General features: G+C 49.6%; 21 protein-coding genes. 12 read left to right on the top strand and 9 right to left on the bottom strand.

The window, feature by feature from the left end:
- The first annotated feature begins 14 nt into the window (after positions 1-14).
- The 3 genes from CWC22_RS16345 (at position 15) to CWC22_RS16355 (ending at position 5,279) form a co-directional block, all read left to right on the top strand.
- Complete coding sequence (locus CWC22_RS16345) at positions 15-2,714, top strand: PAS domain-containing protein (protein WP_138538715.1); 2,700 nt, start codon at positions 15-17, stop codon at positions 2,712-2,714.
- A gap of 417 nt (positions 2,715-3,131) precedes the next feature.
- On the top strand, positions 3,132-4,319 hold the full coding sequence (locus CWC22_RS16350) for a M23 family metallopeptidase (protein WP_138538714.1): 1,188 nt from the start codon (positions 3,132-3,134) through the stop codon (positions 4,317-4,319).
- Positions 4,320-4,580: 261 nt separating this feature from the next.
- Entirely contained in the window at positions 4,581-5,279 is a 699-nt protein-coding gene (locus CWC22_RS16355) for a helix-turn-helix transcriptional regulator (RefSeq protein WP_125560810.1), read from the top strand.
- Here CWC22_RS16355 and CWC22_RS16360 read toward each other — a convergent pair.
- The 4 genes from CWC22_RS16360 to CWC22_RS16375 are packed head-to-tail and all read right to left on the bottom strand — an operon-like array spanning position 5,276 to position 8,437.
- The gene (locus CWC22_RS16360; protein ID WP_125560812.1) at positions 5,276-6,058 is read right to left on the bottom strand and encodes a CsgG/HfaB family protein; all 783 of its coding nucleotides are present in this window, start codon (positions 6,056-6,058) and stop codon (positions 5,276-5,278) included. The genes CWC22_RS16355 and CWC22_RS16360 overlap by 4 nt on opposite strands.
- The gene (locus CWC22_RS16365) at positions 6,058-6,474 is read right to left on the bottom strand and encodes a curli assembly protein CsgF (protein ID WP_010383926.1); all 417 of its coding nucleotides are present in this window, start codon (positions 6,472-6,474) and stop codon (positions 6,058-6,060) included. The genes CWC22_RS16360 and CWC22_RS16365 overlap by 1 nt, the downstream gene beginning before the upstream one ends.
- Before the next feature lie 2 nt (positions 6,475-6,476).
- A complete protein-coding gene (locus CWC22_RS16370) occupies positions 6,477-6,869 on the bottom strand; it encodes a curli production assembly/transport protein CsgE (protein ID WP_228553281.1) in 393 nt (130 codons plus the stop codon).
- Between the two features lie 47 nt (positions 6,870-6,916).
- Complete coding sequence (locus tag CWC22_RS16375) at positions 6,917-8,437, bottom strand: curlin (RefSeq protein ID WP_138538713.1); 1,521 nt, start codon at positions 8,435-8,437, stop codon at positions 6,917-6,919.
- 710 nt (positions 8,438-9,147) lie between these two features.
- Between CWC22_RS16375 and CWC22_RS16380 the strand changes: the two genes are divergently transcribed.
- Positions 9,148-11,649 carry a S8 family serine peptidase gene (locus tag CWC22_RS16380; RefSeq protein ID WP_138538712.1) on the top strand — a complete coding sequence of 834 codons (2,502 nt, stop codon included), beginning with the start codon at positions 9,148-9,150 and terminating at the stop codon, positions 11,647-11,649.
- A gap of 128 nt (positions 11,650-11,777) precedes the next feature.
- On the opposite strand, the gene CWC22_RS16385 is transcribed toward CWC22_RS16380, so the two are convergent.
- The 5 genes from CWC22_RS16385 to CWC22_RS16405 form a co-directional block, all read right to left on the bottom strand.
- Positions 11,778-12,065 carry a hypothetical protein gene (locus tag CWC22_RS16385; RefSeq protein ID WP_125560818.1) on the bottom strand — a complete coding sequence of 96 codons (288 nt, stop codon included), beginning with the start codon at positions 12,063-12,065 and terminating at the stop codon, positions 11,778-11,780.
- A gap of 78 nt (positions 12,066-12,143) precedes the next feature.
- On the bottom strand, positions 12,144-12,563 hold the full coding sequence (locus CWC22_RS16390; protein ID WP_138538711.1) for a VOC family protein: 420 nt from the start codon (positions 12,561-12,563) through the stop codon (positions 12,144-12,146).
- A gap of 72 nt (positions 12,564-12,635) precedes the next feature.
- Entirely contained in the window at positions 12,636-15,146 is a 2,511-nt protein-coding gene (locus CWC22_RS16395; RefSeq protein ID WP_138538710.1) for an ABC transporter permease, read from the bottom strand.
- Positions 15,147-15,172: 26 nt separating this feature from the next.
- Positions 15,173-15,904, bottom strand: coding sequence for an ABC transporter ATP-binding protein (locus tag CWC22_RS16400; RefSeq protein WP_138538709.1), 732 nt, complete (start codon positions 15,902-15,904; stop codon positions 15,173-15,175).
- Between the two features lie 25 nt (positions 15,905-15,929).
- The gene (locus CWC22_RS16405) at positions 15,930-17,207 is read right to left on the bottom strand and encodes an HlyD family secretion protein (RefSeq protein WP_138538708.1); all 1,278 of its coding nucleotides are present in this window, start codon (positions 17,205-17,207) and stop codon (positions 15,930-15,932) included.
- A gap of 176 nt (positions 17,208-17,383) precedes the next feature.
- Here CWC22_RS16405 and CWC22_RS16410 point away from each other — a divergent pair, with 176 nt between their 5' ends.
- From CWC22_RS16410 to CWC22_RS16445, 8 genes are all read left to right on the top strand, one after another.
- Positions 17,384-18,073 carry a response regulator transcription factor gene (locus CWC22_RS16410; protein WP_125560828.1) on the top strand — a complete coding sequence of 230 codons (690 nt, stop codon included), beginning with the start codon at positions 17,384-17,386 and terminating at the stop codon, positions 18,071-18,073.
- 10 nt (positions 18,074-18,083) lie between these two features.
- Positions 18,084-19,931 (top strand): sensor histidine kinase, encoded by a 1,848-nt coding sequence (locus tag CWC22_RS16415; RefSeq protein ID WP_138538707.1) that lies wholly within the window; start codon positions 18,084-18,086, stop codon positions 19,929-19,931.
- 215 nt (positions 19,932-20,146) lie between these two features.
- Positions 20,147-21,004 (top strand): MipA/OmpV family protein, encoded by an 858-nt coding sequence (locus tag CWC22_RS16420; RefSeq protein WP_138538706.1) that lies wholly within the window; start codon positions 20,147-20,149, stop codon positions 21,002-21,004.
- 10 nt (positions 21,005-21,014) lie between these two features.
- Positions 21,015-21,401, top strand: coding sequence for a DUF3019 domain-containing protein (locus tag CWC22_RS16425; protein WP_171045088.1), 387 nt, complete (start codon positions 21,015-21,017; stop codon positions 21,399-21,401).
- Positions 21,401-22,120, top strand: coding sequence for a winged helix-turn-helix domain-containing protein (locus CWC22_RS16430; RefSeq protein WP_138538704.1), 720 nt, complete (start codon positions 21,401-21,403; stop codon positions 22,118-22,120). Before CWC22_RS16425 ends, CWC22_RS16430 begins: the two co-directional genes overlap by 1 nt.
- Positions 22,120-23,388 carry a sensor histidine kinase gene (locus CWC22_RS16435; RefSeq protein ID WP_138538703.1) on the top strand — a complete coding sequence of 423 codons (1,269 nt, stop codon included), beginning with the start codon at positions 22,120-22,122 and terminating at the stop codon, positions 23,386-23,388. Before CWC22_RS16430 ends, CWC22_RS16435 begins: the two co-directional genes overlap by 1 nt.
- 365 nt (positions 23,389-23,753) lie before the next feature.
- On the top strand, positions 23,754-24,206 hold the full coding sequence (locus CWC22_RS16440; protein ID WP_125560840.1) for a hypothetical protein: 453 nt from the start codon (positions 23,754-23,756) through the stop codon (positions 24,204-24,206).
- A 461-nt stretch (positions 24,207-24,667) separates the two neighbouring features.
- The gene (locus CWC22_RS16445) at positions 24,668-26,092 is read left to right on the top strand and encodes an esterase/lipase family protein (protein WP_138538702.1); all 1,425 of its coding nucleotides are present in this window, start codon (positions 24,668-24,670) and stop codon (positions 26,090-26,092) included.
- Positions 26,093-26,143: the final 51 nt, after the last annotated feature.

The raw sequence follows: 26,143 nt of genomic DNA on the forward strand, positions 1-26,143 counted from the left end.
TAAGGACGACTCACATGGAAACCAACAGCTTTGAATCTTTTTTTCATGATGCCTACATGCCACACGGGCATTGTTACTTGTGGCAACCTCATTTGCTATGGGGCAATGTCATCTCCGATTTACTGATTGCCACCGCTTACTTTTCTATCCCCATCGCAATCATGATTTTTGCCAAAAAGCGGCCGGATGTTGGCGGGCACTGGCTGTTTGTGTTGTTTTCAAGCTTTATCCTGCTGTGTGGACTGACCCATCTGATAGGCATTTATACCGTCTGGCAAGGCGCATATGGCATGCATGCCCTCGCCAAAATGGCCACTGCGCTGGTCTCTATCACCACCGCCGTGTACATGTTTCGCCTGATCCCCAGTGCAGTTGCCATTCCTACCCCGAATCAACTTCAGGGCGTGTCCCGTAAGCTCGATAAAGTCACTCAGGAAAAGTACCGACTGGACTCCAAGCTGGCTGAGCACGAGTTGACCCATTTTATTCTCAATACCCTGCCCGCAAGTATCGTCGTACTCGATGACACATTTAGGATCACGCAGTGTAACCCCCACCTCCTCAAGACCTTAGGCCTCAAAGACAATCAGCCAAACGGGCAGTCCCTGAGCGAATTGATCGAGTTCAGCGACCCCTTTACCACCATAGACACATTGGCCCACAAGTTAAGCAATGCTGACACAGCTGAGCTGGCGACTTTGTGCCACATCAAAGTGGAAAACAAACCCGCTATTCCGATGGAAATGAAACTCGTTAAAGCACAGTTTGAAGAACAAAGTGTGGTGCTGGCGCTGTTTAATAACCTGAGTACCCTGAAAAGTACCGAGCGGGCACTCAAAGAATCTGATAAAAAAATGCGCCGGGCCGTCAATGCCACCGCCGATGGTATCTGGGAATGGAATGTGGTTACCGGCGAGGTCAGTTACTCGCCCAGACTGATGGCCATGATAGGTAAAGCCAATATCGAACACCCAAACTATGAAGATTGGTATGAGCATATTCACCCGGAGCATCGTTTACGAGTGGAACAGGCCATTAAACAACATTTCCAAAGCAAAGAGCAATATCAGGTAGAATACCAGGGCCGCAACGAACATGGCGAATTTAGCTGGTTTCTTGCCGTGGGCAACAGCCAGTTTGATGAGCAAGGCAAACCTCTGTTAATGTCCGGTGCACTGCGCAACATCGAGTCCAGCAAAATACTGGAGCGTCAGATCAGTGAAAAAACCAACATTTTAAACGCCATTTATAATGGTGCCAGCCAGGCCATTTGGCTGTTACAGGTCGAATCGGATGGCGACTTTACCTTTTTAGAGTTTAACCCGACCGCCTGTCAGCGAGCTTCCATTTTGCTTGAAGACATTCAGTTCAAGCGCCTGTCAGAACTGCGCGGTAAAATGTTTGATGATCAGATCCTTGATCACATTCAGGATAACTATCAGACCTGTTGCGAGCTCAAAAAGCCACTGGAATATATTGAGATGTTACCTACCCATGACCAGGAACTCTGGTATCAGACAACACTTTACCCGCTGCTCAACAGCGAGGGAAAAGTAACTAAGCTGGTTGGCACCGCCATTGACATCACAGCACGCAAATATGCCGAAACCGAGCTGCAGGAAAGCCAGCAATTTTTGCAGCGCATCATAGACTCCGCCGTATGCGGTTTATACTTGTATGATTTGAAACAGCAGGCCAATGTGAAAATTAATCGCAGATACACACATCTGCTTGGCTATACCTTGCAGGAGCTGGAAAATTGTCACTTCATGAACCTGTTTCACCCGCAAGAACACGCACTGCTAGATGCGCACATGAAAGAAGTCAGCGCCAGCCAGAATGGAGACTTAATCCCGCTCACCTATCGCTTTAAGCACAAACAAGGTCACTGGGTTTGGTGCTATTCACTAGACACCATAGTCACCCGCGATGAACAGGGTGAACCTGAGCTCATGCTAGGTACTTTTGTAGATATCACGGAACAAACCAATTTACAGAGTGAATTACAAGAGTCTCAAGCTGACCTGGCATATTTTGCATCTATTGTTTCGCGCGATGTGCACGAACCACTGAGTAAAATTGCTGTGCTTTGTGACAGTTTATCCCAGCATTTGGCACAGACTCTGAAAACAAACGACAAGGCCGCTTTAGAAGTAGGCCAGATCCTAGATACAACCGAGCGCATGCGTACCGTGATACCGGAACTACTCACACTATCCCGACTGCATGAACATCAGTTAACACTTACTCGGGTTTCCCTCAACAGCCTGATCGCAAAAGCCTGTGACCAGCTGAGTAATAATATTGCAGAAAGTCACATACAAATCATGTGTGACACACCGGATTGCGAGCTGCAGGTCGATGACACTTTGTTTATTCAGGTCTGGCAAAATTTAATTGCCAACAGCATTCAATTTTGTGAAGACAATCACACCCCCAGCGTGCGGATCAGTGCTGAGCACGAAGGTGAAACTATCATCCTACACTATCAGGATAATGGCATCGGCTTACCTCAGCAGCTCAGTCAACAAACCTTTACTTCCAACCACAGCCTCAACGGCAACAGTCATAATGACGACAGCCTTAATGGCAGCGGGGTTAGTCTGTCTCTGTGTAAAAAGATAATCAATCTGCACAACGGGCAAATTACGTGTATCGACAACGCACAGGGCGGTACACATTTCTTAATAACACTTAAACAGCCAGAGGAATAATGGAGATCTTTTTAGCACAAGGTGATCAAGCTGACATACACTTCTGTTGGCCACCCATGCCACACAGCCTCAGGAGACTTATGTCACGGTATTAAACAAGGGTACTGAGTTTATTAAATTGGGCGGATAAAACCATTTATCACGCCAAGCCTCGGTTGCTATTTTTTACTTGCTCAACACTTACCTGCCTGAACTCTGCTACAAAGCTAATAACCACTCATGTAGTGGGTCAACATCTGGTGCTCTATTACCACAACGACAATGATACTTGTCAGCAACCAGTCCACCTCCCTATAAATGAAATAAAAATGTAAACAATAAGAAACAAAAACGAATTACAGAGCAAAAACTCAAATTGTACATTTATTAAACAAAAGGATATACCTGACTGTGCACTCACCTTAATAAGGATACAACATGAAAACACTACAATACGCGTTACTAGCGGCCGGACTGGCCCACATATCTGTGCATGCGCAAGGTCAGCATCATGATGAAACAGCCTTTCAGATCAGCGCAAACCCACTGACGAAACATGCGCTCACGCCCCTGCTCAACATAGACACGCAGCAATTCCTGTTCAGCAATACACTCCAGCAAACAGACTGGGAAAGCACGCTGGCAACTCATGCTCCACATTTACAGGACCAATTGGAAACCCTGTTGCACTGGGCGGGTCATGCCAGTATCAACCCCAAGCTATTGCTCGCGTTGATGGAACAGCACAGTCAGCTGCTCTCCGCACCGACACCTGAAGCATTTGAAAGACCCTTCGGTATGTTGGTGACGCAATCCGGATTTTCAGCACAACTGGAAGCACTCACCCATACACTGTCACAGCACTTCTATGCTTACGAGCAGTGGCAAGGTCAGCAACGCAATCGGGTGCAGCATACAGTGTCTGACCAAGTCCACAGTCAGGCGCTCACAGTCACACCCGCCACCTTTGCATTGAGTGCGGTGCTGGATGATGCTAAAGCCCTTGCTCAGGTGGCCGGACGGTACCAATCCTACTTTGGCGATGCGTTACTCAATCCCGCAGCTCGCTTAGCAACGCCGGATGTTGCATCCGCCACCATCAGTAATAATTTTTATCTTAATTTCCCCTGGCCGTCAGGCTATGCCTGGTACAGTGGCGGTGCTCATTCCAATACCGGCTCGGGCTACCCCTACTCATCGCTGGATTTCAACAATGACTCTGGTGGCTGGGGGTCAAATACTCCCTGGGTTCAGGCAGCGCATGGGGGAACTGTGACACGTTATTCACGCTGTAACATCCGGATTACACACCCCAGTGGCTATGCCACACAGTATTACCACATGGATGCGCTTCAGTATCAAACCGGTGATGTGATCAATGCCGGAGCCTGGCTAGGTCGATATGCCAATGACTACAACACAGCACTGTGTCAGGGCGGTCAGTCCAGCGGACCCCATTTACACTTTTCCCTGTTATATAACGGGCGCTTCATTTCTTTGCATAACGCCTATATCAGTGGTTATCGGGTCGATGTTGGCAACTACAATTACGACGACAATTGCAACCGTTTTTACTTTGAGCGTAATGGCTATCGTACCTGTGCCTGGCGTGCACTCTACCGATAAACCTGCGCCTCGAAAGGTGGTCAGGATAGTCGCCTGATCACCTGCCCATCATGCCATCCCGACCAAATACACACTCAATATGGCTTCTTTCATCTTTAGATAAGAGTCGCTCACACACTCGTTGCTGTGACTGTGACAAATGGAATGTTCCAATACGACATACAGATCCGGTCAGTTCCAAAAATTGAAAATAAGTACTAAACATCTTGTAAAAAATATGTATATTTAGGTTAACGGAACAACAAAAGGACAATCGATATAATGATGTATTCAGACAATCAAACGCGTGGTGCTCTGTTCGTCCTGACAGACCAAAAGACCAACACGCTAAGTCAGGATTTCCTCATGTTTGTCAAAATGCTTGAGGCTTGCGGTAACAATATCAAGGTCGATACCCGCCTGCCAATCACTGAGCACAGAGCGCACTACCAGCTGTTTCTGGTCGATGTCAGCCATCGCGAATGCCGCGATTTACTCAGCGCGCAGCTCAGGGCTTTAGCACAACATCACAGCGTCTTATTATTTAATGCCTGCCCGGATACCCTGGATGAACAAACCGCACTGCTTGCCAATGTCAAAGGTGTGCTCTATCAGGGCGCTTCGCCGGAAAGCCAGTTCAAAGGCATTCAGCGTGTACTGGGCGGCGAGTTATGGTTTGGCAGAGGGGCCATTTCGCTGGCCTTCAGCGCGCTGATGCAACGCCTGCCGCAGGCACTGCCGGGGCTATCAGACGAGCAAAGAGACATCACGCTGGCCTCACTCACTAAACGCGAAAAGTCGGTGATCAGATTACTCGCTGATGGGGCCAAAAACGACGATATTGCTGATTCTCTGAATATCAGTAGTCATACCGTCAAAACCCATATTTACAGCGCGTTTAAAAAGACCAACTCGCGCAATAGGATTGAGCTGGCCAACTGGGCACAGCAGCACATCCCCTTCGGTGGACTGGCCAATTAACCCGCCTGCTGCTCAGGTTTAGCAGCCCACACACCTTTTTCGAGGCCCTGATGCACTAACAACGTCAGGGCTTTTTCAATCGCCTGAGTCACACAAATATGCATGGGCTCATTTTCACTGTATCCAGCTTCCGCTTCGGCCAGACGTTTATAGCTGACATAACGAAAGAACCCTGCTCGCATTTCCTTTGACAGCACTTTTTTGCTGGTCGCAACCGACAACAAAACCTGGCCCGTACGCACATCCACCGCGCGCAGGTAAATGCTAATGGTGTCTTCGCGATATAGCTCAGATGCGCCAATCCCAAAGTACTCCATCCCCATACCGCCGGTTTTGATATTGGCATCATAACTAATGATCCCCCCCTCAAAGATCAGCTTGGCATGCGTCAGTGGTGGCAGGCTGTTTGCATTTTCCTGGTCCTGCATTGCCGCCCGGGTGATCTTACGCTCGGTCAGCAGGTTTTGCAGTCCCTCACGTTCAATGGGAATGAACCAATCCGTTTCATGCAGCGCCTGCATCAGAATTGAATTGGCCCCTTGGGTCACTGCTGTCGAAAATGAGCTGACGTTTTCCTGGGGTTTATATTGTCCGGTCTGGTCTCTAAATGAATACACAGAAACCGGGATTGGGCCGCGTGGCGTTGGCAATGCTTTTAACTCGCTGAAGACCTCAGTGGCTGCCAGCGGCTGTGCTTTCGCCATGGGCGGTGGCAATACAGGGATACTGCTACAGGCACTCAGCAGTAGCACAAAACAGGTAATACTCAGGTACTTCATCAACCAAACCTCGGCACTTCCAGTGTTGTAATGTCACCCGTCAGTGTGTTGGTGATCTGTACTGTGATGGAATCCGGTGTACTGGTGATCACCTGAATTTCATAATCCCCACTCATAAACGTTGAGTCTTTATCGAAAATACTGTCTTCAACTTCATCACCAAAAGCCGTGGAAGTAATTTCCCTGACCATGCGATTCAGGTAAGTTCGCTCCAGCGACTCCTGAAACCGGTCGCCGTAAGACTTTTCAATCACTGGCGCACGGTGTTTATTTTGTGCCTGTGCCTTATTTAATAGCATGTTGGCATTGAGAGGGTTGCCGCCAAACGACGGATTAATGGGCTTATAAACCAATTCAGTCGCATGCAGCGACAAACTGCATAGTGCCCCCAAGCAACCTAGTATTGTTGTTTTCATTGTTACCACCCGCTTGTTGCTAAATCTGGAGAGTGTTGTTGATGCTGTGCGCTGGCCATGGCATCCATAATGGCAAATAACGCTGCCTCGACGCGCTCTTTTAACGGCCCGCCGCGACGTCCCATCGCTGTGGCATAGACCAGCTGGTTGTTCATAAATACCTGTAACCGCGTACCTGCGCGCGGCAACACGGTTTCTTTAATGGTGATATTTACACCTGCTGTTGCGGGTACGTCACGCCACAACTGCGAAAAATCAAAATAAAACTGATAGCCAAAACGGCTGATACTCTGGTCAATCACCAGTCCTCCCAGCTCGACCTCCTCATCGGCGCCTTGACTATGTGGTATCACGCTCAAAAGCAAAATACCGAAAATAAATAGTGTATGTTTCATAACGACAACGTTGGCCACAAAACCACCTGGTTTTGCGGCCACTTTGATTACTGCTGAGTCACAGTCGCGACGTTATAGTCACCGACCTGAGTAATATTCACAGTCTGGCCATTACCACTCACACCGCCTTCAACCAGGTTGCCAAAGCCGTCCTGATTAATCTGGATGTTGTTGTCACTGCCATTAACCACGAACGCCCCTGAGCCAACACCAGCAACGAAGTTCGCACCACCGGTTTGTTCAATGGCGATGTCATTGCCACTGCCTTCAAGCATCAAGTCGATGGCATTCAGCTCACCACTTTGTACCAAATCGAGCTGATTCAGCCCACTTTCCGCCACAGAGGCCAGTGTCACGGATACACCGTTACTGTCGCCTGTTTGCGCAACATTCAGCATGTTATTGTTACTACTTAGAGTGTTATCCGGATGCGATGACTGCAGCACAACCTCGTTATTATCACCATTTTGGATAACGCCGACTTCACTCCCATTGCTGTTAAATTTCGCAATGTGTAGTTCATTATTGTCACCCAGCTGCAAAGTGCTGTACTCATTGTCATCACCCACGGCACCCAAATAAGCTTGGTTGTCGTTACCACGCTGCTGCGCATCGAAGTCGTTGTCATTGCCAACTACGTCGAACGTAGTCTGATTGTTATCTCCCAGCTGTGCCACAGTGACATAGTTGCTGTCACCGCTGAACAGAGTGGACGTCATGCGGTTATCATTGCCTTCCTGCTCCAGGTCAACCCGATTGCTTTCACCCTGCAGTTCAGCCATATCAACCCGATTACTATTGCCCGCGCTTTGCTCAACTCGCAGCTCGTTATCGTTGCCTGTCAGCACATCAATAGTAAATTTGTTGTAGTTCCCTTCCTGAGAGAGTGCCAGGTCATTGTCATTACCCTGCAGCAGAGTCAGATTCAGCTCGTTATAGACACCATTTTGATCGACCTCAATGCTATTCTGATCGCCCTGTACGCGATCAATATTCACTTCACCCCAGGAGCCCAGCTGAGAAGCAACAACCTGGTTATTGTTACCCTCCATGTCAGTATTGTAGAACCAATGGCCACCACTGCTTTGCTCAACATGAATATGGTTGCCATCACCATTAATGGTATTCGTCACTTCATTGTTGATACCAAGGTAACCTACACCGCGCTGAGTGATGTTTAAGTTATTATCATTACCGTTGAGCTCCGTCAGTGCGCCATTGCTCTCGCCATCCTGACTATATTCCTGCGTATTGCCATCGCCCACGACGGTTGCTTTGGTCAGATTACCTGTGCCCGCCTGTGCAACTGTGGTGCTATTGCTATCTCCGGCAACTGACAAGTCACTGACATTGGACTCGCCTTGCTGTGAACTGGTTAGTACATTACCCGCGCCACTATTAGAGCGCTGAGTTACCGTAAGTGTGTTTCCCGTGTTGTCAATTTGGATTAACTGTGACAACTCAGACGTTGAAGCTGCTTTTGCTTCTGCGTCAGCTGCCTGTGCCACGCTGGCACCAGATAAAGCCAGTGCAATTGCACAGCAGGTCAGTGATTTTGAAAATTTCACCTGGTTCTCCTTAGAGTTATTAATCGTTTTCGCAATGATTTCCTTCAACTCGCACCGCGTGATTGTCTTTATATATGCGTATCGCCTTAGTGGAGGTTGCCAACTCCTGACCTATACGCAGACGCGGTACTGTGTTTAAACCGGGTTATCTTCCGCTTCCCTTGTTATAACCAAAGCCCAATGGGGCCGCTGTCATCAATCAGGGTCACGTTCATACTCGCTTAGCCATCAAAGCCTGAGTCCGCAGTCCTGCTTCTGGCTGGACAGTTTTGCACGTTATTTTTTCGGACTCGTGTAGTCACTCTAGAGTCTCGTATCGATCAGGGAAATTAGAAATAATTTGGAATCTTATAACTTTATAAAATTCATAAAGTTAAAGACAAAAACATTGATTTACCGATATTAATACTCGGTAATCTCACAAAATAGTATGAGTTAAAGAATCGTTAACCACAGGCCAAGAATATCACAAAAAAGTATGGTTAATTCTGAGCAAAACCCATCCCACCTATAAAAAAGTTGGATTTTAACGACGTAAACTCATTTTAAAATTGCATCCCTAATTCAGGCTGTTTTAGCGTGACCTGAGTTGCCAAACCGAGTTATCGACCGCCAGCCTGAAGGCTTGGCGGATCACACATCATGCCACTTAGTCGAGCACACACCATGGCCTCATGGTCAATAACTCAACTAAATATCTAGGACAAATGATGAAATTAAAACTTTCTGCCTTAACAATGGCATTACTGCCAGTTTTCAGTGGCGCAGCACAAGCTGCAGTACAAATCACAGCAACAGAAAAAACCAATGACAACAGCGTGATGGTGGTCTTCAAACAGGATGCGTCCAGCGCATTGAGAGCACAAGCCCGTAACCTGGTAAAAGCCCGAATCTCAGACAACAACGCCGATGAAGTCGATGATCGTTACAAGCACGTTTTGGCGGGCCGGCTGGCGAACTTCAAACTGGATGGGATCAGTAGCAAAGAAGCCATTGCTAAGCTGGCGAAGCACCCGGCAGTAGAATACGTTGAGCCCGATTATCAGGTGAAGGCACTGGGCATTCCGGATGATGCACGCTTTGACGAGCTTTGGGGCCTGCACAACACAGGACAAACTGGCGGTGTTGAAGACGCCGACATCGATGCCCCTGAAGCCTGGGATATCAGCATTGGTTCACGTGACGTGATCGTTGGGGTTATCGACACAGGGGTTGACTATACGCACCCGGATCTGGTGGCGAACATGTGGCAAAACCCGGGGGAAATTCCGGGAGACGGCATCGATAACGACAACAATGGCTACATTGATGACATTTACGGTGTGAATGCCATTACAGGTTCTGGCGATCCTATGGATGATCAGGGCCATGGTACACACGTGTCAGGTACCATAGGCGCAACAGGTAACGATGCCACCGGCGTCGTCGGGGTAAACCAGGAAGTCTCAATCGTTGGCTGTAAGTTCCTCAACTCTTCGGGCAGTGGGTCAACCTCAGATGCCATCGAATGTATCGATTACATGGTATCGCTGAAGCAAGCGGGTCACAACGTCCGCGTATTGAACAACAGCTGGGGTGGCGGTGGTTTCAGCCAGACACTGGCCGATGCCATTACCGCCAGTGAAAACGCGGATATCCTGTTTGTCGCCGCAGCCGGTAACGGTGCAGTTGATAACGACAGCAACCCACATTACCCGTCAAGCTATGAGCATGACAGCGTTTTCTCCATTGCTTCAACCACGGACAACGACACAATGTCATCGTTCTCACAGTGGGGCCTGGCTTCTGTAGACATGGGTGCACCTGGTAGCGCTATTCTGTCAACTGTACCAGGCGGCGGCTACAGCAGCTTCTCTGGTACGTCAATGGCGACCCCCCATGTTGCCGGTGTTGCGGCGTTAGTTCTATCGATTGACCCGACACTGGATGCAATTTCTCTGAAAAACCTGCTGATGCAAAGCGGTGATGCCAATGCAGCACTGGATGGCAAAACGGTAGCCGGTACGCGTCTGAACGCACATCAGGCCCTGATCGATGCAGATCCGGCACCCGGCTTCAGAATGGGCGTCACGCCAGGTGGCCAGGAGATCACCGCAGGTGAAACTGCCAGCTATGAATTCAGCTTCACTTCAGTGGCCGACTGGCAGGGCGACATTGCACTGGCCCTGGATAGCCCGCTACCTGGCGCCGTGTTATCACAAAGCACTGTCACTCCGGGTAACACAGTGACACTAACAGTGCCTACCACTGCAGATACTCAATGGGGCAACTACAGCTTCACCGTTAACGCTACCTCTGGCGATTTGTCAGACAGCAAATCTGTTAACCTGTCTGTATTGCCGCAAGGCCTGAGCGACTTCAGCTATGACAATACAACCGCAGTTGATATTCCTGACAACGACGCCACAGGCATCAGCTCAGTCATCACGGTTGCTGACGACATCACCATTTTCGACAGCAACACCCTGGTGGATATCACTCACACTTATATCGGCGATCTGCTGGTGACCCTGACTTCTCCAGCGGGTACTTCAGTGACATTACACAACCGTGCCGGTGGTAGCGCTGATAATCTGGTTGAGACCTTCAATTCTGCGGCCTTCAACGGTGAAGCTGCACGTGGTGACTGGACACTGAATGTATCGGATAACGCCGGTGTAGATACCGGCACACTGAACAGCTGGACGCTGACACTAACCGGTCTGGGTGAAGTGTCTGCACAGCCACCTGTGGCAGGTTTCAGCTTTGAGAAAAATGGCCTGAGCGTCGCCTTTACTGACAGCAGCACCGATGCCAACAATGACATCGTCAGCTGGCAGTGGGACTTCGGTGATGGCAATAGCAGCGCAGATGCAAACCCAACTCATATCTACACAGCATCAGGCACTTACTCAGCGACCCTCACAGTCACTGACAGTGAAGGTAACAGCAACAGTACCACGCAGGAAGTCACCGTCAGCTCAGATGATATTGCGCTGGAAGTCGTGCGTACTAATAAGTCACGCCTGGGCTTCTATCGGGTATCACTCTCCTGGTCTGGCAGTAGCGCTGAGCAGGTTGATGTCTACCGCGATGGTGCTCTATTACGCACAGTAAATAACTCAGGTCAGTTCCGAGATTTCGGTCGTGATCCGGCGGTCAGCGGCTTCACTTACAAAATCTGTCAGTCAAGTGATATCTGCTCAAACGAAGTGAGTGTGAGTTTCCAGTAACCTGGTTTGATTAACTTCATTCCAGTAATCTGGTTCGAGTAACCTCGTTCCAGTGATCTGGTCTGCTGAATCAAATCCAGATTTGGTAACAACAAGGGCCGCAGTAAACTGCGGCCTTTTTATGTCTGTTACTGTCGGCAAGTTTGTTTAATGATGTCAGTTTGTCTGGCAATTTCAGGACCGTTTTTTTCGCCTTTGGCCACCGCCAGATCGACCTTAGCGTTATTACACTTATCCCTGAGCTCTTTATCCATCAGATAAACCTGATCCCGCTGTGCCTGAGCCAACCCCTCAGCCCCATTGTATTCCTGCCGCTCCTCGGGCGCTTTGTCTTGCTCATAGGGCGCAGGCTGGGATACTTGGCAACCAGCCAATGTGACTAAACATAACCCAATGAATAACCTTTGCTTTTTCATATTATTACTTCCTGATATGACGAGACTAAGATGGTATCACATGGATTAATAAAAGGAACAAATCAGAACAAGGACATATCACTCAAGGGTATCTGCGGCGTCCAACACCTCATACAACTCCAATGGTAACCCATCCGGGTCAGCAAAAAAGCAAAAGCGTTGTTGGGTATACGGGTCAAGGCGAATGGGCTCACAATTCACCCCTTGCTCGACGAGAGCATGACGCGCAGATTCTATGTTAGTGACGGACAAAGCAAGATGGCGCAACCCTTGTGCTTCAGGGTAACTCGGCCGTGCTGGTGCCGAGGCAAAGTGAAACAGCTCAATCTGGGTGCCATCAGGCAGTGCCAAATCCAGCTTATAGCTCTCACGCCCAGGTTGATAATTCTCTGCAATGACCCGACACCCTATCACATCAGTATAAAACGCTTTTGATACGGCATAATCTGAGCAAATAATCGCGACATGGTGAACACGCTGAATGTAATTAGCAAGCATACGTTTTTATTACGAAAAAAGTAAAGCTGTACTGTGCCGTATCCAGTCAGGCATGTCCACCAGTGTGCCTCTCTAACTCTGCCTGAGTGCCTCAGCGGGGGGCGCCTGGAGCTGCCGGGAAACTGGCAGCAAGGTTGCCAGTAACACCAGCATCACAATAAACGCGGGTATCCCGAGCAGCGCCCAAACATAACTGCTCGGGTCGATGTTCATGGCCCCGGCAAGCTGCGCGCTTAGCCACAATGCCGCGCCTATCCCCAGTGTTAAGCCCACTGCCAACTGCCACAGTGCCTGCCTGACAAACAAAAGCACGACTTGCCCTTCCGGTACGCCGAGCGCACGGCGCGTGGCAATCTCCTGACTGCGTAAAGCAATACTATTGGCTGCCATCGCATAAATACCACTGGCCGCTAAAAACAACGCCACCAGCCCGCCAACCAAAAATATCTGATTGAGTGCTGCCATCAGCAATAGCGGCTGCTTAATAAGGCTTTGATAACTTTGAATATCATGTACCGTTGCATCGGCATCTAAATCAATAATGGCCTGACGCAATGCGGCAATAGCCTGTGATTGCTCGCCACGGTAGTGCATCACCAGGTTCATTCGCCAGGGCCTTAGGTCCATCAGCCCATAGCCGGTATGTCGGGCACTGGTTGCATCCGTTGTCGGACCGTGAACACTGTCAGACACCACCCCCACAATGGTGCGCCATTCGGTGTGCCAGCCTTCACCATTGAGTGTTCTCACGCGCTGGCCCAGAGCATTCCCCTCAGGAAACAACTCGCGTGCCATGGCAGCATTAATGATCACCACAGAGCCTTGTTCACGCAATTCACGACTATCCACAGCCAGGTCGCTCAGGTTAAAATCACGCCCTTCAAGCAGCTGCATACCTACGGTACGCCAGGCATCCCGACTAACCAACTCAAAATTCCACATTGGATTGTCACTGAACACAGGTTCCGCCCGTCCCTGAATTTCAAAGTGAGAGGTCCCGCCTCCGGTACCCGGCAGACTGCTAAAATACGCCACGCTGTTGATCTGAGGATGTTGCTCTAACTTTGCTTTGAGCCCATAGTAGAAATCATTGCGTTTTTTTCTCGCCTCAGGTGCACCGCCGTTCCAGCGATAGCTGCCCCAGGCCAGGCGTACCGATGCCGTTAAACGCTGCTCAGTTTGCACGCCATAATCGGCCTGTTGCGCCGCCAGACTGCTACCCAATAACATGGCCGCAATGGCCAACACCACACAAGATAAAGCAATCTCAGCGACAACCAGTGCCTGATTGACCCGCCCGGCTCGCTTACTCACCGCGCCCCGCGTACCATCACGTAAAATACCATTAATATCGCCTTGCAAAGCTCGCCATGCCGGGATCAACCCGGTGATCACTATCATCATCACCACAGCGAGTATCAGCATCCAGACCCCGTCGGATGAGATACTAAGCGTCCACCAGAAAGGCCGTGCGCCACTCATGGCAAATATCTCTTCAAAGGCCAGATTGGTCAGGGCAATTCCCCAGTGTGCCAGCCCCAACGCCAGCAACCCACCCAGACAGCAAATCAGAGTACTTTCCCACATCATTTGTAACACCAGGCGATGCTGTGGCACTCCGAGCGCAACCCGAATTGCCACATCCCGGATCTGTTCATTCACCCGGGCCAGTAACAGGTTACCCACATTGATACAGGTCAGCATTAAGATCAGCAGCACCACCAGGATCATCGCCACTAAAATCGCGTAATGTTGATACAACACATCGACGCTGAGTTTGAACGGGATCGCCTGGAGATATCCCCCAGCCACATCCGCACGCCAGGCAAATTCCTGTGGTAACGCTTGAAGTTGACGCTGTAACAGTGTGGCCAGTTCGTGCTGGAACTGCGTCAAAGTCACATCGGGCTTCAGCCGGGCAACCGCCTGCAAAGCGCCCCGGTTTGATGGGTTAGCTGGCTCAAGGCGAGTCTGCGTCATGATTTGCCACACCTGTGCCCGAGCTGGAAAGGCAAACCCGGGTGGCATCACCCCGATCACCTGTTTGGGGATCGCTTCTACCTGGATCATCCGGCCTATGATAGTTTCATCACCGTCAAACACCCGCTGCCAGATATCATGACTCAGCACCACCACAGATTGCGCGCCATCTTGCTGATCTGAAGGGCTAAAGCTACGACCGAGCAGAGGCTGCACGCCAGCGACTTCAAACAGATCCCATTGCGCATAAGTGAGGTGTACTTTATGGGAGATGGCTTCGTTGCCCTGCCTGCCCACAGTGCGCACAGCCGACTCATACAGACTCATATTCTGTAACAACATGCTGTCGGCCTGGACCTGATTAAGATGATAGGGATCAACCCGCTGACGCGTCCCATGAGCGGCTTTAAACTCACCGGCAATGGCAATCAGGGGCATATCCTGGTCTAGTGTCAGTGGCTTAAAGACCAATTGCTGCATCAGGGTAAAGGTATATAAAGTCAGGGCCAGGCCCACGGTCACAATCGCCGTGGTGGTCAGGGTGAATAACGGCTTTTTAAGCAGCAGCCGGGCTGCATATCGAATATCGATCCAGGCAGACATAAGGCATTCCTCTCAACAGGTGCAATTCAAACCGCAATGGCTGTGGACGCTTTAGCCGGACTGTCAGACACGATGGTACCATCCTTCATTTCAATGATCCGCCCGGTACGCAAAGCCGACGACATATCATGCGTCACCATGCAAATGGTTGCGCCATTGTGATTGATCGTGTCAAGCAGCGTCATCACTATCCGGGCATTATTTGAGTCAAGGTTACCTGTGGGCTCATCAGCCAGAATAATGGCTGGTTGGCCGGCAATAGCGCGGGCAATGGCGACACGCTGCTGTTGTCCCCCAGACAGCTGAGCAGGGTAATGGCTGGCTCGATGGCTCATTTCAACCTGCTCCAGCGCCGCAGCGACCCGTTCATGCTGCTCTGCGCGACTGAGATCCGCTCGATAACTCAGCGGCAGGGCGACATTGTCAGCCACACTCAGCTCACTGATTAAATTAAACGCCTGAAAAATAAAGCCGATTTCCTTATTACGGATCCGAGCTCGCTCATGTTTATCGATCTGGGCGGTATTGTGTCCGGCCAGCCAGTACGTGCCATTGCTCGGCGTATCCAGCAAGCCCAGCTGGGCGAGTAAGGTCGATTTACCACAACCAGATGGACCAGTAATGGCCAGGTATTCCCCTTTTGAGATAGTAAGATTAATGTTGTTCAGTGCCCAGGTTTCGACATCATCACTGACAAATACTTTGTTTAACTGACTTAGCTCCACCAGACGGTCGCTGCTGTGTTGTTGATGTGACATACTGTGTACTCCGTTAAAAGTGTGATTACTGCAAAGAAGCAAATGACTGCTTGAAACGTACTTCGGCGTGTTGCCAGTGTGAGGTATCAGAGAGGATCACCCGCTCGCCCTCAGCGGCGCCATGTTCAATTTCAATGTACTGACTGGACATGTGACCAAATGTCAGTGGTCGACGAAGGGCCTGTTCACCAGAGCTCTCCAACAAGTAGAGGCTGGCCTGACTAAAGCCACTGGCCATCACCGGCCGCTTCACATACAGGGTGTCCTCAATCGTGGCGATCTCAATCACCCCGTCGACACTCAGCGCCGGGCGTACCTCTTTCGGCAGCTCCCCGCTGAGCGATACCTCCACCAACACCGCACTGTCACTGACCACAGGATCAATACGCTGTACCGTGCCTGTGATCTGACTGGCACGGGTATCCAGAGTCACCGTCTGGCCGAGCTGCACGTCTTTGATCTGGCTTTCAGGAATGCGTAACTCGGCAAAGAACTGATCATTTCTGGCCAACATAGCCAGATTACTGCCCGCCCCAATCTGCTGCCCCGGCTCCAGCGGCATGGCCTGCACTATGCTGTCCATTGTCGCAACCACAGTCAGGCCAGTGACCTGCTGCTCAATCCGCGCGACCCGTTTGCGCAGGCTATTGAGTCGCGCATCACCGGCGCGCAGTTGTGCCGCCAGATTTATACGTCGTTTTTGCAGCCTTTGCTGTTCCAGCGCAAAACGCTGGCGGTACTGAGCAACATTGATCTTGACCTCTTCAAAATCAATCTTAGAGACCGCCACTATCCCCTGCGCCAGCAGCTTTTCTTGTGCCGCTAAAGTCAGCTGAGCGCGCTCCAGACTGAGTTTTTCGTCTACAACGGCAATTTCCTGATCCAGTAAAGTCGACTCCAATGCAACCTGTTCGGCATGAGTTTGTGCTTCTAATGCCTGCAGCTCCCAGCGTGCCTGTGCCAGCGCTTCTTCCAGTTCCGGATTGCTCAGCTGCAGTAACACATCGCCCTGTTTAACTTCAGCGCCGGCTTTTTTAAACACTTGCTCGACTCGACCATCGACCGGCGTCGTGATCCAACGGATCTGCGCCGGAACCAGGACGCCACTGCCACGCACCATCACTTTTAACTCGCCCCGGCGCACCGTATCGATCAACAAGGGGGCTTTATCTACCAGATTGGACGCGCTAGTATGGTGGTTAAAAAACAGGGTCAGACTGCTCACGACAATCAATCCCATCACGCTCATAACTTTGGCTTTGCGACTCCACAGGGGGCTTTTATTGGTTCTCACTATGTCCATGATGCTTCCTCAAACAGGGCTATGAGCTCTACTTTAGAGTGCGGGAGGGCATCCAAACAGGCTGACTATGTAAAAGAAAACAGCGCAGGTTTTACAAAAGTTTACGTGCACTTTCGCGGCGGGCCCGCTAGCTTTACGCTAAACTGGCCAGCACAAAACAGGGAAATAATAACAAGATGAAACCTACCCTACTGATCGTAGAAGATGAGCCGGCCATCTTACGTGGCCTGACCGACCTGTTTGTTTTTCATGGCTATGAAGTTGACAGTGAAATAGACGGAGCGCAAGGCCTTAAGCGTGCCCAACAGGGCGATTATGCCTGCATTTTATTAGACGTCATGCTGCCATCAATGAACGGCTTTGCAGTCTGTGAAGCACTCAGAAAAACCGCACCGACTCAGCCCATCATAATGCTCACCGCAAAAAGCACCGAGCAGGACATTATCAATGGTCTGAGCCTGGGGGCCGATGATTATGTAGCCAAACCCTTTTCAACCTCGGAACTGGTATTGCGTGTCAACGCACTGGTACGTCGCTCGGGCTGGAACCAGCATGACGGAGAGCTGGTTCTGAGCAAAGACGTCAGCATCAACCCACAATCACTGACCGGCACATCATACCAACAGGACGTTAAATACACGCGTCGTGAGGTCAGCTTACTGAGTTATCTGCTGCGCCAGAATAAGCCTGTCAGCCGTGATGAGCTATTACACCAGGTCTGGGGCTACAAAACCGTGGGGGACATAGATACGCGTACTGTGGATATTCACATCGCCAAACTGCGAAAAAAAATAGAGCAAGACCCGAAATCTCCGCGCCACCTGGTCACCCATCGCGGTGAAGGTTATCAACTGTATATCCAATAACGGCATCACCATGTGGTTTAAAGACAAACACCTTATGACCTATGCACAACGCAAGCAGCAGCTGCGTTGGCAGGCCTGTGCCTTCTTATTGTGCCTGTTAATACCGCTTAGTATTTTGCTCTACTTCGGCTTTGCACAACTTAAACAGAATCAATTGAGCGAGTATCAGGAACAGGCCCGTAGCCTGATAACCCAAATTGACCGCCAGATGTTTAAACGCCGCTTACTGTCCAGTTCACTGCCTGTCGAGGCATTTGATTATTATCAGCCAGTCTATAACCCACTCACCGAAGAAACGCTGCAAATACCTTCTGTTTTGTCACATCTGGATCCGGCCAGACCAACGGCGACCCGCCCTATTCAGGGACTGGTCGGTTATTTTCAGTTTAATGCGCAAGGCCAGTTCAATAGCCCAATCTGGCCGGAGCCGCTATCAGGCGAAGAGCTCTCGAATCCCGCATCAGAACAACAGCACAGCTCTGTCGAGCTACAACAACGCTACGACCGGGCAAAGTTCATTTACCAGACGCTGGCCAAATCAACAGCGCTACAAACTAAGCTGGCGACAGGGCTGAGCAAGGAAAATGGCTTGTATCAGATCTGGTTTGATGTGCCCGGCTACTTTATCTTCTATCGACTGCCTAAAGTCGGTACAGAGCGTAAGTTACAAGGTTACCTGGTCAGGCGTGACCCCTATTTACTCAGTCTTGTTGGCGAATATCTGAGCCAAAGTCAGTTTGATACCCCAATCCTACTCACGCTGGTTGCAGATAGGTCAAACAGCTCCAACAAATTGTATAACGCAATGACCGCGCAGCCAGAGCAGCTGCACTTCTTACTGCCTCATGACCAGTCAAATGTACGCAGGCTGGCAGAGGCCGACATTCCCGCAGAGCTGCGAGCACAGCCCTTGCATAGCAGTGCCCTGCGCTGGCCATTTAACAATTACACACTGCACTTTACCACCCATACCTTGCCCATGAGCCCGACGCTGATTTACAGCGCGCTGTTTGCTCTGTTGCTCGTCCTCACGATTTTGGGCGCCTGTTACGGGTTTTACCGGCTGAGTGTCAGACAGCTTGCGCTGGCAGAGCAAAGAATGAACTTTGTGTCTTCGGTCAGCCATGAGCTCAAAACACCGCTTACCGCCATCCGCATGTATGCCGAAATGCTGCGTGCTGGTACTGTGGTTTCCAAAGAAGCACAGCAGGATTATTATGGCTTTATTCACAGTGAAAGCGAGCGCCTGAGTCGCTTGATAGACAACATCCTGTTGCTGACCCGGCTGAACCAGGAAGATCACTCAGGGCTGCCTCAGGTTAAACCAGACTATGCTCCGCTGGCCATGCTGGCCGATATCATTCGCTCCAAGACCTCTACCCTCCTAGAAAAACAAGACTTTCGCCTGAATATGGTGGTTGAAGCGCCGCTATCAGAGAAAGTTGACGTTTTAGTGGATCAGGATGCCTTTGCCCAGGTGGTGATAAACATTGTTGAAAACTCCGTCAAATTCTTTAGTGCCGAGGGCATCAGTGATCCCGCACGCAGACAACTCGATATTACCTTTCAACGTGCTGCACAAAGAGACGACAAACTGATCCTGGAGATCCGTGATTACGGTCCGGGCGTGTCGCAACAGCAATGCGATAAGCTGTTTGAGCTGTTTTATCGCGGTGGAGATGAGCTGACCCGCACAACACAGGGAACAGGGATTGGTCTGGCCCTGGTCGCTCAGTTAGTCAAAGCACAACAAGGTCAGATAACAGCCCACCAAATGACGCCGGGGCTCGCACTAAGGTTGACCTTACACATCCGACATACTGGCAATGAAATGCCCGAGTCGAAAGTCCTGGTATAGCACTTCTCGGGCGGCTGCGTAGCCCGGCAGAAGATGTTAATGCTGCCTACTGTGTACTTTCATCCAGAATGGTAATTTAGAGGGGTGGACGTGTGTCCCTAAATTCTATATAACCTGCGCTACACTTTGATACATTTTGGTGGTGACTGTTACGGCTTCGCTCACAGCCACTCGCTAAGCTGTTCGTATCAAATGTGACAACAGGAATAAAAAGAATGAACAAGGTAAAGATACGACCCCTGGCAAGTTGCCTGCTAGTTGCCGGGTTGATTAGTCAGACGCTACAGGCAGCCGAATCACCAAATGAAAAACATACCGATAGTAAAGGGTTTGCCGCAATTGGCGTTGGCGCTTTTGCCGGACAAGGTCCTTTTGGCGATGCCGGTGTGGGCCTCGGTTACTTTATCAATGGCGCCTATGAATGGGACAACGGGCTGTTTGTTGAAGCCCCGGGAGGCCCCAATAACATTCTTGGCAGTACCAGCGTAGGCTACAACCTGTACCGCAATAAACATTGGGATGTGGATTTTTTGGCCTCATCGGCGCATTCAGCGACCAATACGAAGTACATTCTAGAGGATAGTTCCGAGCTGCGTTTTACAAAAAACCAGACTAATTACCTGGGTCTTCGCTTTCGTGGGATCTGGTCAGGGTTACGATTTCAATTAATTGCCACCCCTAAGCTGAGTGATGACCGGGGCGTTTATCTGAGTACGCAAGTCAGCAAACACTGGACGATTAAAAACTGGCATGTATTCAGTGCTTATCGGGTTAATTATCTGTCAGGTGATATGTTGAACTACTATTACGGCGTCAATAACTCCGAAAATAACAATAATAACCGCATCAGTGGGTTACCTAAGTACGTTGCAGGCAGTGGCTTATCACACAGCCTGCACCTCGGTGCGACCTATCCTCTCACTGAAAACTGGCTGTTTGATGCCTCTTTACGCTACTACCAAACCCCCAGTGCCATTGTCGATAGCCCGATCATACAGAACAACCTGACACGAGGTGACAATCGCAGTCGCAATGCGCTGGGATTGGGCCTGTCTGTCAGCTATGTGTTTTAAGGGGCCGAGCATGCGTAAATTTATCTCTACTTTAGCCCTTATTGGCATAACACTTTTCCACAACCAGGCTGTTGCCAACGCCCCCGTAACACTGACACTCAGTCCGCAGCAATGTGTCGCGCTGCATCAGGGTGAGTATTGTCACAGCGAACTGACCATCCACTGGCAAGCGAGCTCGCCAGGCGACTACTGTCTGACACATGCCAATCGTGAACAACCACTAAAATGTTGGCAGACCACTGCGAAAGGCACAATGACGATGGACCTTCAATTCAATCAAAATGTGCATTTCTTCCTGCAAGATACGCAGCAAAAAACACTGGCTAGTGCTCAGTTAACCTATGCCTGGGTTTATAACAAAAGTAAAAATACACGCGTAAGATGGCGAATGTTCTGATGACGACAATACCAAATACACACCTGTTACTCATTGAAGATGACCATGAACTGGCACACTGGATCTGTGACTACCTAACTGAAAAATCCTTTACCGTCAGCCTGTGCCATCGCGGCGATGAGGCCCCGCAGCAGATCCTGAGTTTGAACCCGGATCTGGTGATCCTCGATGGCATGCTGCCCGGCTTGGATGGGCTGGACGTCTGTAAACAAGTCAGACCCCAATATTGCGGACCTATCCTGATGCTGACCGCACGGGATGAAGATATGGACGAAGTACTGGGACTGGAAATGGGCGCCGATGACTATCTCACCAAGCCGGTGCGAGCACGGGTATTGCTCGCGCGGATCCGTGCGCTGCTGCGCCGCCATAACCCAACCAGTGTTGAACCAGATCCCCCTGGCAATACAGAACGTATCGAGATACAGGGCCTGTTAGTGGACAAAAGCGCCCGCACCGTCACCTTACAGGGCGAGACCATTGACGTGTCATCCAAAGAGTTTGATTTACTCTGGCTGCTGGCAAAATCAGCCGGCGAGCTGGTTACCCGGGATTTCCTTACCCAGTCTCTGCGTGGTTTTGAATACGATGGATTTGATCGCTCCATCGATCTGCGCATCTCACGGTTACGTAAAAAGCTCGGTGACAACCCGGTTGCGCCCTTTCGCATCAAAACGGTCTGGGGACAGGGCTATCAGTTGGTTCGGGAAGCCTGGTGATGCGTCATTTTGCCCTCTCACTCCTGCTGGCCGTCGTGGTTATTTCCATCGCCACCAGCTGGCTGTTTGACCATCTCTATCAGACGTTCACACCTGCTCAGCAGCAACACACGCCTCAGACGCAACTGGCGCAGCTGGCCCGGGACATACATGCGTTGGTTGCTGCCACAGATTCACCCCATGCCTTGCTATCAAACTGGCCTGCTCAGTCGCTCCTGCAACCTCAAATTGTCCCGACATCAGCGTTCCCGCTTCCGGCTGCGCTGCAAACCAAATTACAAGCCAATGAACAAATCCAGCTGGAAACCGATCAACAAAGACTGTTTCTGCAACGTTTGCCAAACTCCGCAGACTTGTTGATCATCCGCAGCGATCAAGTCACGTCGCGCAGTGATCTGGCCTGGTGGCTGACAGGGCTGTTTTATACCGCGATGATGACGCTGATCCTGATCTGGCTGCTGCCCTTTCTACTGCGGCTGCTCAAACTACGTCGGGCGGCCCAGCGTTTCGGTGCCGGCGACCTGTCACAACGCTTACAGGTTGGATCTGTGATGTATTTGCGTGATCTGGAACGGGACTTTAACCACATGGCTGAACGCATAGAATACCTGGTACAGGACGTCAAACTACTCAGCGGTGCCATGTCACACGAACTACGTACACCGCTGGCGCGGATCCGCCTCGGCATGGATACCCTGGAGGAAAGCACCGACCCTGACAAACGGCGTCACTATGAAGCCAGGATCAACCGCGATCTGGATACCATGTCCGCGCTGATCGATCAGCTCTTAAGCTACGCAAGGATGGATCAAAGCATCGCAGAGCTACAGCGTCGTCCGCTGGATCTTGGCCAACTGGTCAAACAGGTATCACGCACCTGGCACGACATGGATATAACGCTCAAGCTGGCTTTACCTGAACACGCCGTACAGGTTATCGGTGATCCATTTTACTTGACTACCTTGTTGAGTAACCTGCTGGAAAACGCCAGCAAATACGGAAACGGCCAGATTGTGGTCACACTTAATCACAGCCCAGGGTTCTGCACATTGGCAGTGCATGATGATGGCTCGGGCGTACCTAGTACACAGCAGGCACATATTTTTAAGCCTTTTGTCCGAGCGCATGCTGACGACCATACTCACCGTGGATTTGGCCTGGGCCTGGCACTTGCTCAGCGGATTGCCGATTGGCACCAGGGCCAGCTCGAGGTCAGTGATTCAACGCGTCTGGGCGGTGCCTGTTTTACTTTGAAACTTCCGGTATAACAGCACAAGCAGCGACAATCGTTCAGCATTGCTCACACGCCTGATATTGAGCGTAAAATATTAATCTTAAAAAACCTTGAGTTTAACACTGAAAGAAGCTCAATCCAGACATATTCACTCAAGACAAAAACAAAATAGCTACATTTTGATACGCTACATTAATTATTTTTTGATACACTTCGAGCGTGAGTTTAATTGCCAGATTGGGCGTCACGTGCGACACCAACAGGCCCAAATTAAAAACAAACGTTCTCATACGTAATGCGCTTACACCATTCAAACTCTCGATATGGGTAGACCACTAAACAAACAGCGAGCAAGTATTCACAACCCATCTCCTCTACATAACTAAGGATAAAAATAAAATGAAAAAAATAATCCATTTAACACTGGGACTCTTAGCCGTGAGCTTTATCAACGTTGCACATGCCAAACTCAGTGTTGGTGCTGGATACCCTTATGGTGGTTTAACTGGCATTCAGTACACCAACGCAGTCAATGACGATCATCTCCTGTCGATTTCCGCAGGCTTAATTGGCGCAGCCGTAAGCTATGAGTACATCCTGGACAAAGATAATAAACACACGCTGGGCATCATTGCCGGCAGCGAGGCCTTAACAAGTGAAAACGGGTTTGTCGCACTCAATTACCACTACTATTCACAGGGCGCACTTCAGGAGGGTTGGACATTTGGTGCCAGTGTAGGGGTTCGCCGCACCGACGAGCGGGAATATCGAGCTGACATACTCGATATCTTTGGCACCGAAAAAGTAGAGTCCAAAGCATTAATTGGCCTCCACTTAGGTTACCGCTTTTAATTTTTCGTCCTGCCGGACCTTGTTTCATCAAGGTCCACACACCATTTCAACTCATCAAAAAGAATTACTCTCATTTTTTTCAATGACTTTTTTGCATCATTTACTTTCATTAAAATTCATTGGTTACATAAAGTTAAATAAAAACATAGCAACCTCATTTGCACACTTCTGCCACGTGCATCATTTTTTATTTCCACATCACAGATTGACTTAAAAATATTCACTCAGTTATCAGTAAATAGCAAACTTTCTTCTGCATCGATTGACCAGATGACGGGACGTTTGCGCTCATCGGATATAACCATGCTCTGTTTATAAAACCATGCGTATGCACAAACACACCATTTAACAAAATAAAACAATGAATAAACCACAAAAAACCAAAGTATTGATCTTGTGATAACAAATAATTACATTACCTATTCCTAATACAGGACTATTAGAAAAAACAGGAAATACACATGAGAATAAAAACAATCACGATGGCACTCCTAGCCATCTCTGCAAACTCTGCACTCGCACAAAACCAGGAAGTGGATGAATATGGTCTGAAAATTGACTCATCACATACCATTTCCATGTTCAGCAAAGAAACTCAAAACGCCACGACAGAACGTCTGACTACGCCGTTTAAATCCCTTTCCGCCCAGCGCATGTCGACGACCAGCAGCACAAGCAGCACTTGGTATATAAACTCGACCGAGATGGACAGATTTTGTGAGTGGTGGGATGGAGAGCTCCCTCTGGGTATCGAACCAGAGCCCACCGCAGGCGCTTCGCTTGAGTCAGACACTCAGGAATTTGCGATTACACCACAGCGTACCTGCCGTCTTTGGACTGAATACCCAAGATACTCCTATGGCTATGCCGATGTATATATGGGTAATGACAACCGACTCAATAAACCTGTTGTTGTTGTTCAGCCATACCACGTAGATATTTCGGGCTCTAGCTACACTAAGCAGGCTTTTTACAATGATGTAAACAGTGGTGGCCTGATGAGCAGCCTCAGAAGTGCAGGTTACGATGTCATTCTTTATCGTTACAGATATCAGGACAAAGGTATCGAATATAACGCCGATGGTGTTAAACGTTTGCTAGAAGTCATCAATAGCAAGTCAGGTGTGTCTTCGACTTCTTTTGTTGGCTTGTCGATGGGTGGCGTTGTAACACGCTTTGCATTGCGTGAAATTGAAAAAACCGGTTCACTCAATAATGTCGCGTCATTTATCTCCTTCGATGCACCACACTTGGGCGCTAATTTCCCACGCTCAATCCTGGACAACACCAATCGTCTACTTGATAAAGTCGATTCAAGTCTTTGTGGTTTAAGCGGTGACTGCCGTGAAGCACGTCGTCAGTTGGAAGCTATTACCGCTAAGCTGAACACAAAAACCTTTAAAGAACTGATCATGGACACCCCTTCAGGGTCATCAGACCGCAGTGCTTTACTATCAAAGCTAGCAAGTTTAGGCCACGTACAAACAGTACCAACCCTGGCTATCACCAACGGAGCACAAAGCCGCACTCAGGGTGCACCTGCTGCTATTATGACGTCACACTTTAAATTGCACCGTAAATGGTACAATGGTGGAAGCAAGTACTTTAAAGTCTACACCAAACCAAGTGTTGATAACGTTGCAGGTGGTTACGCCGATTTCTATCAGGTCTTTTCTAACCTGATCGCCAGCCAGTCACACCCAATCACACCTTATGTGACGATCGGCCAGAAGCATTCATTTGTTTCAACTCGCTCAGCGCTGGCAGGCAGTGCAAATTACTGGGATGAGGTCGCTGCTTATCCAAGTAATAACGAAGCACATATGACATTAACTTATACAAAAGCCAGAAAGATCCGTGAATGGCTAGATAGATATCAAAACTAATTCGCACTCTGTGCCAATGATAAGTTGCAAGCCGGTAGCCTGGCTTGCAAC

It is taken from the genome of Pseudoalteromonas rubra (assembly GCF_005886805.2).
GTDB lineage: Bacteria > Pseudomonadota > Gammaproteobacteria > Enterobacterales > Alteromonadaceae > Pseudoalteromonas > Pseudoalteromonas rubra_D.

Bases quoted from the DNA above. Each gene is read 5' to 3' on its own strand.
- CWC22_RS16365 (WP_010383926.1), bottom strand. From the start codon at position 6,474: ATGAAAACAACAATACTAGGTTGCTTGGGGGCACTATGCAGTTTGTCG.
- CWC22_RS16390 (WP_138538711.1), bottom strand. From the start codon at position 12,563: ATGCTTGCTAATTACATTCAGCGTGTTCACCATGTCGCGATTATTTGC.
- CWC22_RS16395 (WP_138538710.1), bottom strand. From the start codon at position 15,146: ATGTCTGCCTGGATCGATATTCGATATGCAGCCCGGCTGCTGCTTAAA.
- CWC22_RS16385 (WP_125560818.1), bottom strand. From the start codon at position 12,065: ATGAAAAAGCAAAGGTTATTCATTGGGTTATGTTTAGTCACATTGGCT.
- CWC22_RS16430 (WP_138538704.1), top strand. From the start codon at position 21,401: ATGACGACAATACCAAATACACACCTGTTACTCATTGAAGATGACCAT.
- CWC22_RS16370 (WP_228553281.1), bottom strand. From the start codon at position 6,869: ATGAAACATACACTATTTATTTTCGGTATTTTGCTTTTGAGCGTGATA.
- CWC22_RS16400 (WP_138538709.1), bottom strand. From the start codon at position 15,904: ATGTCACATCAACAACACAGCAGCGACCGTCTGGTGGAGCTAAGTCAG.
- CWC22_RS16380 (WP_138538712.1), top strand. From the start codon at position 9,148: ATGAAATTAAAACTTTCTGCCTTAACAATGGCATTACTGCCAGTTTTC.
- CWC22_RS16410 (WP_125560828.1), top strand. From the start codon at position 17,384: ATGAAACCTACCCTACTGATCGTAGAAGATGAGCCGGCCATCTTACGT.
- CWC22_RS16415 (WP_138538707.1), top strand. From the start codon at position 18,084: ATGTGGTTTAAAGACAAACACCTTATGACCTATGCACAACGCAAGCAG.
- CWC22_RS16350 (WP_138538714.1), top strand. From the start codon at position 3,132: ATGAAAACACTACAATACGCGTTACTAGCGGCCGGACTGGCCCACATA.
- CWC22_RS16440 (WP_125560840.1), top strand. From the start codon at position 23,754: ATGAAAAAAATAATCCATTTAACACTGGGACTCTTAGCCGTGAGCTTT.
- CWC22_RS16355 (WP_125560810.1), top strand. From the start codon at position 4,581: ATGATGTATTCAGACAATCAAACGCGTGGTGCTCTGTTCGTCCTGACA.
- CWC22_RS16425 (WP_171045088.1), top strand. From the start codon at position 21,015: ATGCGTAAATTTATCTCTACTTTAGCCCTTATTGGCATAACACTTTTC.
- CWC22_RS16445 (WP_138538702.1), top strand. From the start codon at position 24,668: ATGAGAATAAAAACAATCACGATGGCACTCCTAGCCATCTCTGCAAAC.
- CWC22_RS16345 (WP_138538715.1), top strand. From the start codon at position 15: ATGGAAACCAACAGCTTTGAATCTTTTTTTCATGATGCCTACATGCCA.
- CWC22_RS16435 (WP_138538703.1), top strand. From the start codon at position 22,120: ATGCGTCATTTTGCCCTCTCACTCCTGCTGGCCGTCGTGGTTATTTCC.
- CWC22_RS16360 (WP_125560812.1), bottom strand. From the start codon at position 6,058: ATGAAGTACCTGAGTATTACCTGTTTTGTGCTACTGCTGAGTGCCTGT.
- CWC22_RS16420 (WP_138538706.1), top strand. From the start codon at position 20,147: ATGAACAAGGTAAAGATACGACCCCTGGCAAGTTGCCTGCTAGTTGCC.
- CWC22_RS16405 (WP_138538708.1), bottom strand. From the start codon at position 17,207: ATGGACATAGTGAGAACCAATAAAAGCCCCCTGTGGAGTCGCAAAGCC.